Below are 17,439 nucleotides of genomic sequence, written 5' to 3'. Positions count from 1 at the left end.
TGATTCCATTTTACAAGGACTCAGGCTATGAGTCTTTCTATTTAGCTAATTTGTTGCACTTGCATTGTAAATCCGTCATCTTGGGCATATTTTTCAATCTCAAGCCCATACTGTTGATTCTTAATACTAATCTTGTTATCTTCAAATGACACCGTTGGCAGATAGGTATCTAGGTAAGGGAACTGACTATTCTCACTTTGGCTGTGACTCTCCAAGATGGAATATTCCATCTTATGGTCTTTGTCCCCTTTTAACGAGCTAAGCCAGGCTTGTTCAGCCGTGTCTCCCGCCAGATAGGGATCGTAATAATTTGTAACCCATTTATCAATTAAATCGGCCCCCTTATCCGGGGGATCTCCCGCATCAGTTGTATCTGGTGCATAAACCGGGAGTCTTGGGTATGTCGCGGTCCAACTCTGCCCAGAATGACCAACCGTCTGTTTCGTTGCCTCAATCTTGGTCCACTTACTGTCGCCCCCTTTTACACGGGCTAACAACGTAAACTCAACATCAGGATAATTAGCTGTCGGCGTGTAACCAGGTAAGCTCTGCCAAGTCTTCTCGGCCTCCAGACTCTTGGTCGTGTCCGCATATGATAGGTTGCTTACCTGGATGTCATTGGCTGCATCAAACAGAGGAAAATCAAGTGGTATTCGTTCACTAGAGGTGTTCATCATCGCAACATTATTCGCCGCTATCATCCCGGCCAACTTGGCCGTATTAAGAACAACATTGGCCTCCGGGGCGATGACAGTGCCAGGAAGGGTATCATTACCCAAGACCAGAACCTTGCCCGACTTAAACTCATCCGGAAGTCCTGAAAGAAGTCCTGCACTGGCTACTTTATCTGGGGACACGCTAGGCACGTTATAGAAATTCCATAGTACTCTTGAGTTAATATCATCAATCGCCTTGCCAGCACTATCTTCTACAGTAAGGTTAGGGAACTTATAAGGCTTGGTAATATCATAGTCACTGCAGTCAACATTGATAATGATGGGTCCTGGATTGGTGTCCGTTTCTTTCGGATCATCGCTGTTCGCATCAATCCCCTTGATAACAATGTTGCTGGCCGTGTTATTTGCACTCGTACCCATAGCAGTGGCAGCGCTCATCTTGATATACGTCGCATCACGGTTGCTAGCGTTCACCGTATGCGGCCTCGGATCATTGGTATAACCATCGGGAGCTTTAATTTCGATAAAGGCGTACGTACCCGGGCTAGTTGCTGCGTAACGCGCGCTCCCATCATCACCAGTAGTTACAGTGACTTTTTTACCATTTTCCTGAACCGGCACATACGAACCATCTGCTTGTTGTTTGTCGACGGCAAATTCGGCACCTGGAAGTGCTGTGGTTACTTTTGAAGTGGCATTAGTTGAAAGCTTTGTAATACGCATTGGATAGGTAATCGCGGCTTTGCTAACGTCATACTCAAGGTGGTTCTGATCTCCGTCGTCTTTAACGACAACCCCTGCTGACTGGCCTTCGTCTTCCTTAGCCCCACTGGCTGCAAATACCCGAGAGAGTCTCAGCAGACGATTAAACTCGTAGTCAAAGTCGATGAAGGGTGAATTATCAGTGTCTTGGTCACGGTAGACTGTCGTGGGCTGGTCAAGCTCTGTGGTCCCATTAACCCCAGTATATTCAATACGATTGTTCGTCGACTTTGCCAAAGGTATATCACTGCCAAAGATTAACTGCACACCCCCCGCCTTGCCACTATCGGCCGAGAGAGACGACGCCATGAGTTGCGTAACGTGCTGTAAATAATACGGAATTGTATCCCTAAGATGGCCGCTAGCGTCTTTGACTTCCAGGTCAGAGACTACTCCACTATTCCGAGTATCATTAAAGCTCTGATTGAAATCAATCGATTCTGCAGCAACATTACCACTCATTGAGGTATTTCCGTAGAAGGCATGGGTAAAGACATGAAAGTTTTGTGCCGCACCTAGCAAGTTATACCTTGCGTTTGGATATTCTTGATAGAATGTGCCATCGCTATCAGTTGGCTTTAAGGTAGTGATTGTGGGCGTATCTGCAGCTCTAGTCTGTCGATATGGGATCGGAATCAATTCACTAGCAGTCATTACTACGATCAGGAGCAACCCGGCAAATCGAGTAAGGCACCGCGAAGGATTGTGTTGCGTTAATGTTTTAAGCCACTTCATCAATCTTGGCACCCCCCTTCTGCTATTCACCGACCGGTCGCAGCCATTACCGAGCAAGTCGGCCGGTGTACACTGCTCTGAACCGTTGGGAGGGACAAGAAAAGCCCTCCGACGAACTGCTCGGGGGGCAAAAATTTGCTTTGATGGTTAGCCGAAATTGGCTTTCTTTTGGGCGTTTGCCGCCCGAAGAAAGTCGAAAACGGTACCGCAGTCAGCTGGCACTGACAAGGCCAGCTGGTTACCGCTGAAAATCAAAAAGCTCCCCCGAAGACCGACGCGGAGAAGCTCATTTAAGTGCGCCTACAAACGTTCGGCTACACCTAAATAGTCTCCTCGTGATCGGCAATGACTCGAATATATCACCAATAAATATTGGTTACAAATGCTTTATTATGACGAATAATAATAATAAAACGCGTCATCTGATCCTAATACTGAAAATATTCGTGAAAACGCCAGCCGACCACAAATAGCAATAATTGGTGCACACAAATAAATAACCGTTGCCGGCGCCAAAAAAATTTTTTAAAAGAACAAACTTAATTCCACGTAGACATTATTGGTCTAGTTGTCAACCCAATAAACAGTTATGGTACCGCCGTTCTCACCGAATTGTTATGGACCATACTATATGTTTAGAAAACGAATACAGCTGTTTTCAGGTTCCCATCAATTGCGGTATTGCCGGTTTTAGAAGAACGGCTTACTATTAATCATTACTATTGGTACGTAGATACTATTTTCCGCCCAAATAAGTGTCAGGACATCGTAAAAGCCGAGCGATTCACCCTTTTCCAAGGGGTGATCGCCCGACTAGCGCGTGGTTTCTATTCCTAAAGCTTGGCTTTCAGCGCCTACGCTGACTCGCACGCCGTTGGCAAACCGCCGGCGTCTTGATGATGCGCAGTGAGAGGCTCATAGCTCCTCAATTACGGCGATATTTAAAGATAGAACACTGCGCCGAGGAATATCTCCCAATTTCCTTTGAAATTAGGAGATATTCCAAACCGTTCTTCCACATCTGCCCGGTTTGGCTAAAATCAGCAGAAAGAAAAGAAGCCCTCTTCAGGCTTCTCTCCGTTCGTGCAGTGAATCTACTGGCCAATCAAAAGCTACTCTACCTCACTGATATTCAGGAGGAATGGACTAAGGGGATAACCATCCTCATTGAAATATGCTGGAGTTGGCGCGTTACGGTACGCATAGCGAATCTTTCGCACGTGGCCAGTGTCAGTAATAACCAACCGGTTCCCGTGAAGGGTCGATTGAAGTGGCACCCACTTGCCGTCGAGCAGCCCTTCAACCGGCGCCCCACCGCGGTCCTCCAATCGGGTGGCCGGATCGATCGTCACCGTGATCTTGTCGCCGGCCCTGGACACCGCAGCCACACTTGGCGTCCGCCCTTGACTAAGGATCAGACTGCCCAGCCGGCTGCCAGCAGTCCGCTTATGAACCGGGTGGATATTGTGATGTTCCCCCGTGTCAACCAAGGAAACCAGATGAATGTCCTCGAGCTGGCGGCTGACCGTGACCTGCGCCTGGCGGATCATTGCCCAGGCATGGTGTGGTTCATCCTGATACTGCGGGAGCTGCACCAAGTAAACCGGCAAGCTGCTCTGTTGAAAAGTGCTGCGCCATTGGATGATCAGCCGCGTCAGCAGCTTCTCATACAACGCGGCATGGTCGGCATCATTCTCACCTTGATACCACACCATCGCCTTGACGGTGTAAGGGGCGGTCTTTTCAACCATGGTGTGGAACAAGCCGTTCGGCCGCAGGTAGCTCTCGGGCCGCATTGGCGGCGGCCACGGGGTATGCCCGACGTGCGCCTTGACGGCTTCAAGGCTTAACTCAGGATGGGCCTGGATATACGCGGCCTTCTTGGTGTTGTAGGCATCAAGCACTGTGTTATAGGCCTGGTCCGCCTGATCAAAATCAGCCTGGGTCTTGCCATCGATCGCCCGATGATAGGGGTCGATGTACGCCTTTGCGAGCGCATCGTCGGCGACAAGCGCCGCCTCAGAGATCCAGCTCGAGGCACTCGTCCCGCCTTTGTAGCATTGCAACATGCCGATCGGAATGTCGGGCGTTGTGTGTGCGATTTTGTTCAGGGCATAGTACCCGACCGCCGAGACGTCGCCAAGATTCTGCTTCGTCAGCGGTGCCCATGCTGGCTTGACCACGTCTCCCCAGCCGAAGGTCAATTCCTTCTCGTACTCGACTTGCGGTGTGTAGTACACGCGGATATTTTGGGCGGAGAAATTGGCTTGCTCTTCCTTAAACTCGGCATCATCCCGCATCTTGTACTCGATGTTTGACTGGCCAGCCAGCAGGTAGACATCCCCGAACTGAACGTCTTCAGTCACCTGGGTGTCACCGCTCTGCATGGTCAGTTGCGTCTTCAACCGATAAGGGAAGGCATCAAACCCAACTTGCCACTTACCGCTGGCCGGGATCACCGTCTCGTGTGCTTGATTGCCTAGCGAGACGTGAACGAGTGCCCCGCTTGGCCCCCAGCCGAAGATCGTGACCGGCTTAGCTGCTTGCAGGATGGCCCCGCCGCAAAAGAGTGGCGCGAGAATCGGATGCTTAAGCATTGGCCTTCGCCTCTAATGCATGCAACTTCTTGGCTTGAATCAGATGCTCAGTGGCAACGGTCATCATGATGTCGGCCGCGATAAAGTGGTCCTGCGAATGGATCAGCAGCAGCGATTTCTCCACCACTTCACCGTTCATTTCTGCAGACATCCACTTGGTCTGGATGTTATGGGCATCATGAAGGTCCGTTTTGGCTTTGGCCAGCATCGCATCAGCGTCGTCAAATTGCTCATTGTCGGCCAACTGCATGGCCTTCACGGCTTCTGATCTTGCGTTACCAGCGATCGCTATCAACTGCATGGCACGTTGTAACTGTTTCTCATCCATTAAGCTTCAGATCCTTTATCAGCATCGTCAAGCGCTGCTTTGTCTTCTTTTTCTTGCTGCTTCTGTGCATTGATCCGGTTGGATACCTGAACGAATGGAATCCAAATCAGGGTCGCGACAACAAGGTTGATCAGCTGGACAATGGCCCCGTTAATTGACCCCGAGAACAGCAAACCGGAAAGAATCGGCGGCACGGTCCAAGGAACATTGTTCATAATGACCCCAATGAAACCAATCTTGGTGAAGAATACGGCCAGGTAGAAGCACAGTGGCTGCACAATAATGAATGGAATCGCGTAGATTGGGTTCAAAACGATTGGCAGGCCGAAGGTGATCGGCTCAGAAATGTTGAAGATGGCTGGCATCAAGGCAATCTTACCGATTTTCTTGTCGGCAGCCATGTGTGATGCGATGAGGATCGCGAGCACTGGTGCCAAGGCAAAAGTCCCAGCAGCAATGGTCGAGAAGTTCATGAACATGGTGGAGTACAGGTGGTGCGCCTGGCCCAACATGTTCTGCGTATCATTAATGTTCCAAGTCAGGCCAAAGATTGGGCCCCAGATTGAAGTTGGGTGAATCCCGAACCACTGAAGCAAAGACCAGGTAAACTGTGAAACAAAAGCAAACGCGCCAGTGCCGGCAACGGCCATCGCTGGCTTTTGCAGCAGTGAGAGCAGCAGGTCCGGAATCGACTTGCCAGTCAGCGTGTTAGACAGGCCGGTCACGCAGACAAAGAACAGCATGGTGACCAAGCCTGGAATCAGCGATTCAAAGCTGCGCGCAACGGCTGGTGGCACAGAATCTGGCATCTTAATGGTAATGTTGCGCTTCAGGATCTCGTTGTAGATGACCACGGCCAGGCCGGAAATCACCAGCGCGGCGAACACGCCTTGAGTGCCGAGGTAGGTTGAATTGATGGCATTTGTCACGTCAACGGTACTCTTCCCGTTAACATATTTAAAAGTCCAAGGCAGGCAGATGAAGAATGCGCCTACCGCATAAATTACGGAAGTCATATGCTCTTTATTGTTACGGTAGAACTTCCGTGAAAGGATGTAAGCAAACACAATAACCAACAGAAGCGCCATCAGGTTCAAGGAACCATTGGCGATCAGACTGATCAGCCCTTGGGTCGAAAGCAAGCCATTGTACAGGCCTGATTTGCCCCATGCGCCCCAAGAACCGGCAATTACTTTACCCAGCTGCAACCCCTGTTTGCCGAAGATCAACCCGTTTAAAGGATCGACAAAAACCGAGGAAATCATGGTCGCAAAGCCGGCGATCATTGTGGTGGAAGCAACCAGAATGAAGGAATCACGGAGCGTTAACAGCAGCTTATTTGCCGCGATCTTCCCGGCAGTCTTCGTAAAGGCTGCTTGGAAGCGAGTCCAGCCACTAGCCTTCATCGTTAGTCACTCCTTCCTTGTCCAATTTATCGACGATTACTTGGCCATTCATCTGACCAAATTCTTGCATGGTCAACGCGACGACCTTGGCCTTGGGGTGCTGCTGCTTAACTTGCTCAGCGGCCCAGCTGATCTGTGGCGCGATGATGATCACATCCAGCTCGTCGCCGATTTCATCGATCATCGACAAGTCAGACGCGGTCACTTTGACATCACGATTAGCGGCGTCATAGACCTTTTGCATCTTCGAGCCAATCAGGCTAGTTGACATCCCGCCCGAACAAAAGAGTCCAACACGTAAAGTCATAACAATTCCTCCCTGAAACAAAATTTGTAACCCCTTACACCGTCAATATAGGACTAGCCCTTTGATTAGTCAATACCTTTTATAGTTGTTATGACATTTACGTGCAAAAAAACTTAAATCATGGTTTCTTGCAGGGTGTACCGGCTGGTGACGATCTCCGTTTTCCCGTACTCAAACTTGCGCCCCTGAGACAGATAGGACTCCTGAACGACCTCAAGCAGCGGCGTTCCGGCATCGACTGCCAAGGCTTTAGCCACCTCGTCATCAGCCCGTGCGACCTTAAAAGAGCGCTTGGAGGACTCAAGCGCTAAATCCAAATCACTCTGCAGAAAGTCATAGATCGAGCCCTTAAGGACGTCTAGCCGCATGCCTTGAATGAGCTTCACGGGCATCCAGATGTGGTTGAAGCCAATTGCCCGGCCCTCAAACATGTAGCGCCGCTTGATCTCATACACGAAGTCATAGTCATTGACTGCTAACCGCTTCTTGATGCTCGCGGATGGCTTGGTAACTGCGAAATCCAACACATCGATGGAGATGGTGGCAGGGTCGATCAGGTCAAAACTCCCTTGTTCTTCCTCCAACTCTCGGTCATTTTTGACAAACGTCCCGGCGCCCTGAACCCGATTGATCAAGCCGGCAGACTGCAACTCATCCAGCGCCCGTCTAACGGTAATTCGACTGGCATTGTAAGCTTTCCCCAGCGCTTCTTCCTGAGGCAGCTGGTCGCCCACGTCGTATTCATGATTCGTAATCTTCTGTCGCAATGCATCAGCAATCAGTTGATATTTCGTCTTCATATACCTATCTACTCCCTTAACTCTCGTGTCGGCCTAGATACGATATTCATTCGCTCATATCTTACCACGGTCAAATCGATTAATCATATTTTCCAGCAGTTGTCATAACAACTGTGTCTTCGTCATGGCATAAATCTACCAGTTGGGAGAAACCTGAAGCGATCAGTAATAAAATACCTGTAAATGAGCGGGCAATTAGGCGAGAAACCTAGGCCAGATAGCGAGTATAGACTCCAGTATGCCCCAGACCACTACATCGTTGCCTTCTGTCGGAAACAAATGGAAAGGCAGCCCCATTGTCTGAATCTGCAGACGCCCAAAAACGCCCCAGGGGTGCCCCTGAGGCTTCAATGCAGTCGTATTCACTTCAGTCAGGCTTCCAGCACCTTCGCACGAAGCGATGCAGCCGGTCGTCCTGGGGTGCTCTCGCCGCTGCCTTGCCGTCAGCGCCCTCTAGTCTCGCACCAGACTGAATGCGCGTTAATTCCAGTTAAAAGACGAAACAAACATTTCCATCTTCATTTTGTCATTAGGGTAGTAGCTGTGCGTCAACTCAAATGGGGTGCCATCGGGGAAGCTGACAATCTGCTTCATCATGATAGTCAGCGCTTCTGGATCTAGCTGGAGAAAGCGTTGGCTCTCCTCGTTGGCCTTCGCCACCCGAAAGCTCCTCACCGCAGAGCCAATATGTTTCCCGAGGGTGTCCTGGATATAGGTATAAACCGACTCATTCATCATGTCGTGCTTTAGTCCAGGGACGAGGTCAAACGGCATCAGGGTGTCGCGAAGCTCTATCGGTTCCTCGTCCAGCAAGCGTAATAACTGAATATCATAGATCAGCTCATTACCCTTCATATTAAGCGGCTCGGTTTCCGTATCACGGGCATACCGGACTTCAAAATGAAGGATCCGTTGCTGAATGTCTGCCCCTTGCCTCACCAACCCGTCGAGCAGGTCCGGCCCGCTCAGATTCAAGACAATCCCGTCTCGGTCATTGATCTTAGGAAACTTGCGCACATAGGTCCCTGAACGTTTATTGCTATAGATGAGCCCCTCGGCTGTTAGTAGGCCCAGGGCTTTTTGAATGGTCATCCGGCTAACGTCAAACTCGTCGGCTAATGTCTCCTGGTCCGGGATTGGATTCTCTGGTGAATATGTCGCATCTGCAATTCTATGCCGAATCGCATCCGCGATGCTTTTGTATTTTGGCATCGGCTTCACCCCCTCATGACTTCTATTCTACGCGTCCGCCAACGGTTTGGCGCACGCGCTGAGTGACTTGACACTCCTTAATATTATAGCATATGAACAAATGCCTTTTCTTTTTAATTAATGAGTTTACATTATCAAAGTAAGCGCTTATACTGAGACCCGAAAGGAGCGATGTGCGGGGTCGAAAAATTGGTTCGGCGTTCAGACATTATCTTCTAAATTCAATTTCAAAAGAGGGATATTAGTATGGCTACTGAAGTTAAGAAGTCTAGATGGTCCCGGTTCATAGATGGCTTCACTTCATTCTCGGTGAAGTTAGGCAATCAAGTCCATCTCCGCTCATTACGTGATTCGTTTGCAACTATCATGCCGATGTTTATTCTGGCTGGCATGGGCGTCTTGATCAACAATGTCATTTTTCCGTGGATTCTGCATGGTAATATGCTCCTGAAATTCCAGGCCTTTGGCTCGGTAATCACAAACGGGACGCTCAACATTGCCAGCATCTTGATTGCACCAATGATTGCCTACTTCCTGGCAAAGAATAAAGGCTTTCACAACCCTATCGGCGCGGTCGCGGTTTCCATCTCAGCACTGTTTATCATGATGGCACTGCACTACTCCGTTGTTCCGACTGGGGCCAAAAAGGCGGTCGACATCACGGGTGCGGTCCTCTACACCCAACTGGGGACCACCTCAATGTTCGCCGGGATCATTACCGGTTTGGTTGCGACCGAACTCTTCATGGCCTTTTCCAAGTCGAAAAAGTTAGTGATCAATCTTGGCGATCAAGTTCCACCGGCGGTTGGCCAGAGCTTTGCTTCGCTGCTGCCATCAGCGTTTACACTGATTATTTTCGCCCTTGTCTCTGCTATTTTGATCAGCGGTTTTAATACTGATTTGATCACCCTGATTTCTCAAATCGTTCAGGAACCACTGCGCCGCGTTAACACGTCACTGCTTGGGTTCCTACTGATTTACTCAACTGGCAACTTCCTGTTCACGTTGGGGATTCACCAGTCAGTCATCAATGGCTCCCTGCTCGATCCATTTCTCATCATGAACATTAACCAAAACATGCAGGAAGTTAGCGCCGGTCACGCTCCAACTAACATTATCAACGTTGACTTCACGACCGTTTACTCACAGATGGGCGGTACCGGGATGTGCTTGGCTGCTGTGCTGGCGGCTTTGATCTTCTCCAAGTTCAAGCCTTACCGTGATGTGTCGAAACTGGCCTTGGCGCCGTCGCTGTTTGAAATTTCTGAACCAGTCATCTTCGGCTTCCCAGTGGTCTTCAACATTCCGCTGATGATTCCATTTGTACTCAGCCCTGTAATCGGTTCATTGATTGGGTACTTCGTGACTGTCATCGGTTTGGTTAAGCCTTTGAGTGTCATGGTACCTTGGACGACACCGCCGCTGCTCAGTGGTTTTCTGGCAAGCCAAGGCGACTACAAGGTCGTCCTTGTCCAGCTCTTTATTCTCGTGCTGACCACGCTCTTCTACGTCCCATTCCTGAGAGTCGCTGCGCACGTGAACGAACAGCAAGTTGCTGCTCAAAATAATTAACCGGAGATTTAGTTTTAGGAAGGTCCTTAAATGCTTAGAGAAGAATACCCTCGTCCCGAATTAGTCCGCAACACCGACTGGCAAAACCTAAACGGCAGCTGGGACTTTGCTTTTGATGACGCCAAACGTGGCATGATTGAAAACTGGCCCCGCAACGGCTTGCCCCAATCACTGAAACGTAGTATTGAAGTCCCGTTTGCCTTCCAGTCTTCACTGAGCACCATTCACATTAATGAACAACACGATCACGTCTGGTACTCACGCGAATTTAGGCTCGCTCCGGTGGGCGCCGACAAGCAGGTCCTCCTCCACTTCGGTGCAGTTGATTACGCGACGAAAGTATTTGTTAATGGCGCTTTTGTCGGCGAGCATTCTGGAGGCGAGACTCCCTTCTGCTTCGACATTACTGAAGCCCTTAACCCAGAGACGACTTCGCAGTCGCTCTGCGTCTATGTTGAAGATCGCTCGACGGACGAAACGATTCCTCGCGGTAAGCAGGCCTGGATGAAGCCACAAGGCAGCATCTGGTACACAAATACCACCGGGATCTGGCAGACGGTCTGGTTAGAAGCCGTTAACCGCCGCCGCATCCAGTCAGTCCAGTTCACCTCATTGTTTGATCAAGACTCGGAGCAAACCGAGATTGCGCTCAGTGATGAGGCCATCGGCAGCAAGTTGCACTGCAAGATTACCTTTAAGAACCAGGTGGTCGCTGAAGACGAGATGCTGGTAGTGACCTCCAGTATCAAGCGTGCTTACGATCTGATTCAAAACCACATCCTGCGGACCTACACGCACGACGACGGCTGGACCTGGACGCCTGAGCATCCCAACTTGTTTACCGTCGAGTTCACACTGACGAGCGCAGACGACAGCAAGAAGGTCCTTGATCACGTCACCTCATACTTCGGCTTCCGGGAAGTCACCACCGAAAACGGCATGATTTACCTCAATCGCCGACCTTACTACCAGCGGCTGGTCCTAGACCAGGGTTACTGGCCTGACGGGATCCTGACCGCACCCTCTGACGAGGCGTTCGTTCAGGATATCAAGATGGCGAAGGCGATGGGCTTTAACGGCTGCCGTAAGCACCAAAAGCTGGAGGATCCACGATTCCTTTACTGGGCCGACAAGCTTGGTTTCCTCGTCTGGGAGGAAGTGGCGTCTGCCCCATACTTCAGCAAGAAAATGAGTACGCGGCTTATCCAAGAGTATGAAGACGCCGTGACGCGCGATTACAACCACCCTTCCATTATCGTCTGGGTCCCGCTAAATGAGAGCTGGGGGGTCAATAAGATCCACCTCAGTGTTCAGCAGCAACATTTTGCCGAGACGCTGTATCATCTTCTTCACACCCTTGATACGACGCGGCTGGTCGGTTCAAACGACGGCTGGGAGAACACCACTGCCGATATTGTCACGTTGCACAATTACCTGCATGGCAAGTCTGAAGACGATCCAAAGTATCGGCGGTTCAAAGCCTCGATGGCGGATCAAACCGGGCTCTTAACTCAGCCTGATGCCGCTTGGGCGGTCATGGCAAAAGGCTATCACTACCAAGGCCAGCCGCTCATTCTCACCGAGTTTGGCGGGGTGAAGACCCAGCCGTCTGATACTGGAAGCGCCGATCAGTACTTCAATGACGCTGACAAGGCAGCCTTTCTAAAGCAGCTGCGGATGGAAATGGCGGCCATCACCGCATCATCTGCACTGTGGGGCTACTGCTTCACTCAGCTCGCCGACGTTGAGCAGGAGGTCAATGGCTTGCTCACCGCTGATCGCCGCGCCAAACTGCCGCTAGAGGAATACCACCAGATATTTGCCATCAAGCCCCTTTCCAGGCCCACCGTTCACAGTGAATCGCCTGAATCGGACCGCTAAAATTGCAGCGGCGCTGACGGGGGCGCTTGCCTGTTAGTCTCTCAGACATCACGCCATCGCCGCTGTAAATCCCCAAGAAGCTGTCGGATACCCGTAACGATCCGGCAGCTTTTTGCGTGGCTACAAGGGCGCAGCGACACTTTAAGGCACTCTATGAATGCTCGGTCCATTCGATCATCGCGGTACCTAAATACTAAGCACAAAAACGGACGCCCGTAAGCGTCCGCACCCTGTTGCCGGTAGCTGTCCGGCTGAGTCAATGGAATTCCTCTTTGCGTCTGAATTTTAACATTCTATGGTACATTTCTACACATTTTATGTGACGGTTAAAAATATCTCCCAATTTCACGCAAAACTAAGAGATATCCTGAATGGTTTTTCAAAAATCTGCCAATTTTGTCTAAACTCAATCGATTAAAGGGAGGGCAAGACGCACGGAGGTCTTCCCCTGACCCGTGAAGGCAAAAAAAGCGCCCCGCAGTCGCAGCACTCGGGTCCCTGTCACTTGACGGGGCCCGAGTCTACCGATCACGGGGCACTATTCTGCTTTAGTTGTTAGTCCACAAGCTGATCAGGCCTCCAGCACCTTCTGCAAAAAGCTCTGCAGCCGCTCGTTCTTGGGGTGCTCGAAGACCTGCGCCGGGGTGCCGGATTCCTGGATCTCGCCGCCTTCAAAGAAGACGACGCGGTCGGCGACCTCCTTGGCGAAGCCCATTTCGTGGGTGACGACGACCATGGTCATGCCTTCCTTGGCGAGCTTGCGCATGACGCCGAGCACATCCCCGACCATTTCGGGGTCCAGCGCCGAGGTCGGCTCGTCGAACAGCATCATGTCCGGGTGCATGGTCAGCGCCCGCGCGATGGCGACGCGCTGCTTTTGGCCGCCGGACAGGGTGCTGGGCATGGCGTCGACCTTATCGGCCAGGCCGACGCTGTCAAGCATGCGGCGGCCTTCTTTGTCGGCTTCTTCCTTGGTCATCAGGCCGAGCTCGGTGGGCGCCAGCGTCACATTTCCTAACACAGACATGTTGGGGAACAGGTTAAAATGCTGGAACACCATCCCGATCTTGGCACGGACCTTATCGATGTCGACGTGGGGTTTGGCAATGTCGATGCCGTCGATGAGGATCTCGCCGGCGGTTGTGGTTTCCAGGCCGTTCATCATCCGCAGCACGGTGGACTTGCCGGCACCAGACGGGCCGATCATCGCAACGACCTCGCCGTCCTCGACTTTGAGGTTCACGCCGCTCACCACGGTGTTGGCGCCGTATTTTTTGACAACGTTCTTCATTTCGATGCGAGTAGTCATGCGCGCACCCTCCTTTGCACCCAGTTGGACAGCCAAGTCAGCAGCGTAATGATGATCAGGTAGATCAGCGCCACCATGGTCCAGATTTTAAAGCCTTCCATGTTGCGGGCGATGATGATCTTCCCGGTTTGGGTCAGCTCCATCAGGCCCAGGATCGACAGGATCGAGGTGTCCTTCAGGGTGATGATGAATTGGTTGATAAAACTTGGGACCATGATGCGGATCCCCTGCGGCATGATGACGCGCCGCATGGCCTTGCCCCAAGGCAGGCCCAGGCTGCGGGCGGCTTCCATCTGGCCGCCGTCAACCGCGCCGATGCCGCCTTTTACGAAGGCCGCGGTGTAGGCGCCCTCGTTCAGCGTCAGGGTGACGATGCCGGCAACGAACGCCGGGATCTTGGCCCCGATGACCATCGGCACGCCGGTGTAGATGAACAGCGCCAGGACCATCAGCGGCAGGCCGCGGAACACGTAGATGAAGGTGGTGGCGACGCCCTGCGCGATTTTGCTTGGCACAACGCCGAGCAGGCCGACCAGAATGCCGACCACCGTGGCGCAGATGATGCCGACCACGGTGAGCTGCAGCGTCTCGCCCAGCCCGGCCAGCAGGGTCTGGCTGTTGGACTGCAACAGGCCGAAAAAGCTGCTGCTGGTGTCGTTGGTTTCCTTGGCCTTCTTGTCCGTGTCCGCCTGCGAGCCGTTGCCGAGGTACTTCTCGACGATCTTGGTGTACTCGCCGGACTTGCGGATCTTCTTCAGGCCGGCGTTGATTTTGGCCACGAGCACCGGGTTCGACTTGGCCACGGCAATGCCGTAGTCGTTGGCCATCGCCATCTTCATTTTGCCCAGTTTCAGGCCCAGGCCGGTCGCGATGGCGTACTGCATGACCGGCTTATCCTCGAAGCACGCCGCGGAGTTGCCGGACAGCACGTCCTGGTAAACGTTGTTGGAATCGTCGAAGGTGACCGTCTTGAAGCCGTACTTGTGCTTAATGCGGTTGGCGTAGTCGGCCGACGCGGTGCCGGTTTTGACGGCGACGCGCTTGCCGCGCAGCTGGCTCAGCCGCGCGACCTTGCCGCTTTTGGCCACCGCCATCACGACCCCGGATTGGTAGTACGGGTCGGAAAAGGCAAAGACCTTCTTGCGCTCGGGGGTGATGCTCATCCCCGCCATGACGCCGTCGACCTGATTGGCCTGGAGCTCCTGGACCGCACCGTTGAACGAGGTGGCCTTCAGGCTGACCTTGAAGCCCTCGGCCTTAGCGATCGCACGGATCAGGTCGATGTCGATGCCGACGCGCTTGTTGTTCTTATCGGCGAATTCGAACGGCGGGAACGTCGTGTCCATCGCGATCGTGTAGGTCTTCTCGGCCGCCTGCACCCGTTCGGGCGAAGCCACCTGCCCGGAAAAAATGCCAAGGCCCAGGGCCACGACCAGCCCGATGATCCCCCAATGACGTCTCACACCAAATCGCCTCTTTCATGACTTAATACAAAAAGGATAGCGAAAAGCGGCGAGGGTGTCGACCGATTATGTTAGATAACCTGACATTGAGGGGGGGAATATCTGCCACGGGGTCCTTCGGGAGGGGATGGGCGAGCGGGCGCAGGGGCGGTTGGCCGACCGGAAGGAGTGGATTGGGTGCACAAAAAGACGGCCTCTGGGGATCAGGGGTCGCCTTGCTGCGGGGCATACTCCCGCGGGGTTCACTTTGACGCTGTTTACACGATTATTCTTAGATGGCTAAGGGCGAAAGGCTTGCCGCCTAACTGGGCTGCGGGTCGACAACGCCCGAGCATTCAGCTACGCTCACGGCCTCGCCGCCAAAAAACGGCGGCAATGCCGTGAGCTAGGCTGACTGTCGGGCTAAAACCGTCGACCCTCCGCACCTTGCTGTAATCGGGCTGCGAGGTCGCAACGCGGGAGCATCCAGCTACGCCACAAGCATCGCCGCTAAAGTACAGCGGCAATACTTGTGGCTAGGCTGGCTGTCCCCCTAAGTGCGCGACCTCTCCGCACCTTCTAATTGGGCTGCGGGTCGACAACGCGGGAGTGGATAGCTACGCCCGGAGCCTCGCCGCCAAAGTTCGGCGGCAATGCTCCGGGATATGATCACCCTGTAGCCGTTTACGGCGTACAGGGTGACATGCGTAGCGGCTATCCATCCCGCTAAGTGCGTCGACCCTTCGCACCTTCTAATCTTTATTCACGATATTCCCCACCGACGACTTGGAGATCTTCAGCAAGCTGGCGATCTTGCGGTACGACATGCCCTGTTGCCAGAGGGTGATGACCTGCTTTTGCACGGAGATCGGGACGCCGCGGTGGGACGGCTTGTTGTCGTCCTGCTGCAGCGGCGTCATCTTGATCTCGCAGGCGACCCCTTCCGCCTGGTGGGCGACGCGCTGCGCCTCCACCGCGCTGTAGGTGATCCAGGTCTTCTTCAGATCCTTGGTCCACCCCGGCAAAAGCAGCAGGTCGTCGTCTTCGAGGAATTCGCCGTACTCGTTGACAACGGTGTAACGCCTTAATTCAACTGTTGCCATGACGATCCCTCCCGGTGTTCACTCTGTGTCCATTGTAGCGCATTCACCGCGCCGGTTCACCTGTGAGCATGGGAAAAAGGCACGCCCCAAACCGCCGCGGCTGCTTATCCAGCAGCCGCCGCCCTCAGGACGCGCCTTTTCACTTGCCCGTTGGCGGTTGTCGCCGTTCACAAGGCAGCCTGCACTTGCCGTTAATCGGTGAACTTGACCGCGGTGCCATACGCCACGACGGACTGCATGTCCTGGGCGATCGAGCCGGAGTCAAAGCGCATCATGACGACGGCATCGGCGCCTTGGGCCGCGGCCTCGTCGCGCAGGCGGTCAACGGCCGTCTGGCGGGAGGTCGACAGCATCTTGGTGTAGCCCTTGATCTCGCCGCCGACCAGGCTCTTCAGCCCGGCGCCGAGGTCGGACACCATGTTGCGCGACTGGGTGGTGACGCCGAAGACTTCACCGATGATCTCATACTCGTGGCCGGGCACGTGCTCGGTCGTGGTCACTAATAATTCAGCCATAGTTTTTTCTCCTTTTCCCGCCTAGATGCTGCGCTTGCGGAAGCTCAGGTAGGCGATAAACCCAAAGATGACACTGTAAACAAGCGACCCGGCGATCATCGTTTCCGTGCTCATGTAAGTCGACTGCGCCATGCCCGGATTGAGGATCTGGCTGCCGGCGAGCAGGAACGTGAACGGGTTCCACTTGAGGAAGTGGTACTGCTCGATCGCCATCAGCAAGAGCGCGGCGGCCAGCGTGACGAGGAAGTACCCCACCAGCCCGGTGGCGATGGCCGCGGCGTTGCTCTTGAACAGCGTGGACAGCAGCAGCACGACCGACAGCAGCAGGATGTACTGCAGCATGCTGCCACCGAGGCTCTTCAGGTACGTCTGCCAGAACACCTCGCCGTTTGCGGCGTTTCCGCCCCAGTCAAAGCTGGGGTGCAAGATCAGGGTGAGCACCACGTTGGTCCCACTGGCGAGCACCTGCAAAAAGGCCAGTTGAAGCAGCACGGTGATCACCTTCGCCACGAACACCTGGCTGCGGTAGTACTGCCGGTACAGGATCTGCTTCATCGTGCCGTACTGGTACTCCATCGACACGATCGAGGCCGTGGAGGCAATGGCGATGAACAAGACCAGCCCGCCGGCGACGTAATCGCTGGCGGCCAGCGACCGCGCCGAGAACCAAGTCGGCTGGGCCTTGCCGAGCAGGCCAAAGCCGATCTCGCCAAGCACCATGATGCAGGCGGCGATCAGCCAGCCGCGCTTGTGGAACTGTTTGTAAACTTCTTCTTTGATCAGTGTCCCCATG

Annotated in this window: 14 protein-coding genes; 2 read left to right on the top strand and 12 right to left on the bottom strand. The window is 53.2% G+C overall.

Translation table 11 applies throughout. From position 1 onward, the window contains the following. Positions 1 to 41: 41 nt before the first annotated feature. The 7 genes from EKM85_RS09125 to EKM85_RS09095 all read right to left on the bottom strand — a co-directional run bounded on the left by EKM85_RS09125 (position 42) and on the right by EKM85_RS09095 (position 8,824). A complete protein-coding gene (locus tag EKM85_RS09125; RefSeq protein WP_225418970.1) occupies positions 42 to 2,174 on the bottom strand; it encodes a prealbumin-like fold domain-containing protein in 2,133 nt (710 codons plus the stop codon). Between the two features lie 1,112 nt (positions 2,175 to 3,286). Continuing rightward, positions 3,287 to 4,771, bottom strand: coding sequence for a sialate O-acetylesterase (locus tag EKM85_RS09120; RefSeq protein WP_125586165.1), 1,485 nt, complete (start codon positions 4,769 to 4,771; stop codon positions 3,287 to 3,289). Further along, positions 4,764 to 5,099, bottom strand: coding sequence for a PTS lactose/cellobiose transporter subunit IIA (locus EKM85_RS09115; RefSeq protein ID WP_125586163.1), 336 nt, complete (start codon positions 5,097 to 5,099; stop codon positions 4,764 to 4,766). Before EKM85_RS09115 ends, EKM85_RS09120 begins: the two co-directional genes overlap by 8 nt. After that, positions 5,099 to 6,505: a PTS sugar transporter subunit IIC gene (locus EKM85_RS09110; RefSeq protein ID WP_125586161.1), complete on the bottom strand. Its 1,407-nt coding sequence runs from the start codon at positions 6,503 to 6,505 to the stop codon at positions 5,099 to 5,101. The genes EKM85_RS09115 and EKM85_RS09110 overlap by 1 nt, the downstream gene beginning before the upstream one ends. Next, positions 6,495 to 6,812 (bottom strand): PTS sugar transporter subunit IIB, encoded by a 318-nt coding sequence (locus EKM85_RS09105; protein ID WP_125586159.1) that lies wholly within the window; start codon positions 6,810 to 6,812, stop codon positions 6,495 to 6,497. The genes EKM85_RS09110 and EKM85_RS09105 overlap by 11 nt, the downstream gene beginning before the upstream one ends. A 113-nt stretch (positions 6,813 to 6,925) precedes the next feature. Next, positions 6,926 to 7,612, bottom strand: coding sequence for a GntR family transcriptional regulator (locus EKM85_RS09100; protein ID WP_125586156.1), 687 nt, complete (start codon positions 7,610 to 7,612; stop codon positions 6,926 to 6,928). Positions 7,613 to 8,092: 480 nt separating this feature from the next. Further along, positions 8,093 to 8,824 carry a GntR family transcriptional regulator gene (locus EKM85_RS09095; RefSeq protein WP_125586154.1) on the bottom strand — a complete coding sequence of 244 codons (732 nt, stop codon included), beginning with the start codon at positions 8,822 to 8,824 and terminating at the stop codon, positions 8,093 to 8,095. Between the two features lie 246 nt (positions 8,825 to 9,070). Here EKM85_RS09095 and EKM85_RS09090 point away from each other — a divergent pair, with 246 nt between their 5' ends. After that, a complete protein-coding gene (locus tag EKM85_RS09090) occupies positions 9,071 to 10,396 on the top strand; it encodes a PTS sugar transporter subunit IIC (protein WP_125586151.1) in 1,326 nt (441 codons plus the stop codon). A gap of 30 nt (positions 10,397 to 10,426) precedes the next feature. Next, positions 10,427 to 12,277, top strand: coding sequence for a glycoside hydrolase family 2 protein (locus EKM85_RS09085; RefSeq protein ID WP_125586149.1), 1,851 nt, complete (start codon positions 10,427 to 10,429; stop codon positions 12,275 to 12,277). A gap of 571 nt (positions 12,278 to 12,848) precedes the next feature. On the opposite strand, the gene EKM85_RS09080 is transcribed toward EKM85_RS09085, so the two are convergent. The 5 genes from EKM85_RS09080 to EKM85_RS09060 form a co-directional block, all read right to left on the bottom strand. Beyond that, on the bottom strand, positions 12,849 to 13,586 hold the full coding sequence (locus tag EKM85_RS09080) for an amino acid ABC transporter ATP-binding protein (protein WP_125586147.1): 738 nt from the start codon (positions 13,584 to 13,586) through the stop codon (positions 12,849 to 12,851). After that, positions 13,583 to 15,049: an ABC transporter substrate-binding protein/permease gene (locus EKM85_RS09075; protein ID WP_125586145.1), complete on the bottom strand. Its 1,467-nt coding sequence runs from the start codon at positions 15,047 to 15,049 to the stop codon at positions 13,583 to 13,585. Before EKM85_RS09075 ends, EKM85_RS09080 begins: the two co-directional genes overlap by 4 nt. A gap of 731 nt (positions 15,050 to 15,780) precedes the next feature. Beyond that, positions 15,781 to 16,131 carry a helix-turn-helix domain containing protein gene (locus EKM85_RS09070; protein WP_125586143.1) on the bottom strand — a complete coding sequence of 117 codons (351 nt, stop codon included), beginning with the start codon at positions 16,129 to 16,131 and terminating at the stop codon, positions 15,781 to 15,783. A 191-nt stretch (positions 16,132 to 16,322) separates the two neighbouring features. Next, the gene (locus EKM85_RS09065; protein WP_125586141.1) at positions 16,323 to 16,646 is read right to left on the bottom strand and encodes a heavy metal-binding domain-containing protein; all 324 of its coding nucleotides are present in this window, start codon (positions 16,644 to 16,646) and stop codon (positions 16,323 to 16,325) included. Positions 16,647 to 16,667: 21 nt separating this feature from the next. Next, positions 16,668 to 17,438 (bottom strand): ABC transporter permease, encoded by a 771-nt coding sequence (locus EKM85_RS09060; RefSeq protein ID WP_125586139.1) that lies wholly within the window; start codon positions 17,436 to 17,438, stop codon positions 16,668 to 16,670. Position 17,439 lies beyond the last annotated feature (1 nt).

Origin of the sequence: Lacticaseibacillus jixianensis (assembly GCF_003946485.1) — a bacterium.
GTDB lineage: Bacteria > Bacillota > Bacilli > Lactobacillales > Lactobacillaceae > Lacticaseibacillus > Lacticaseibacillus jixianensis.
Note: the sequence above shows the minus strand (reverse complement) of the source record. Positions and strands in the feature narration are given on the sequence as shown.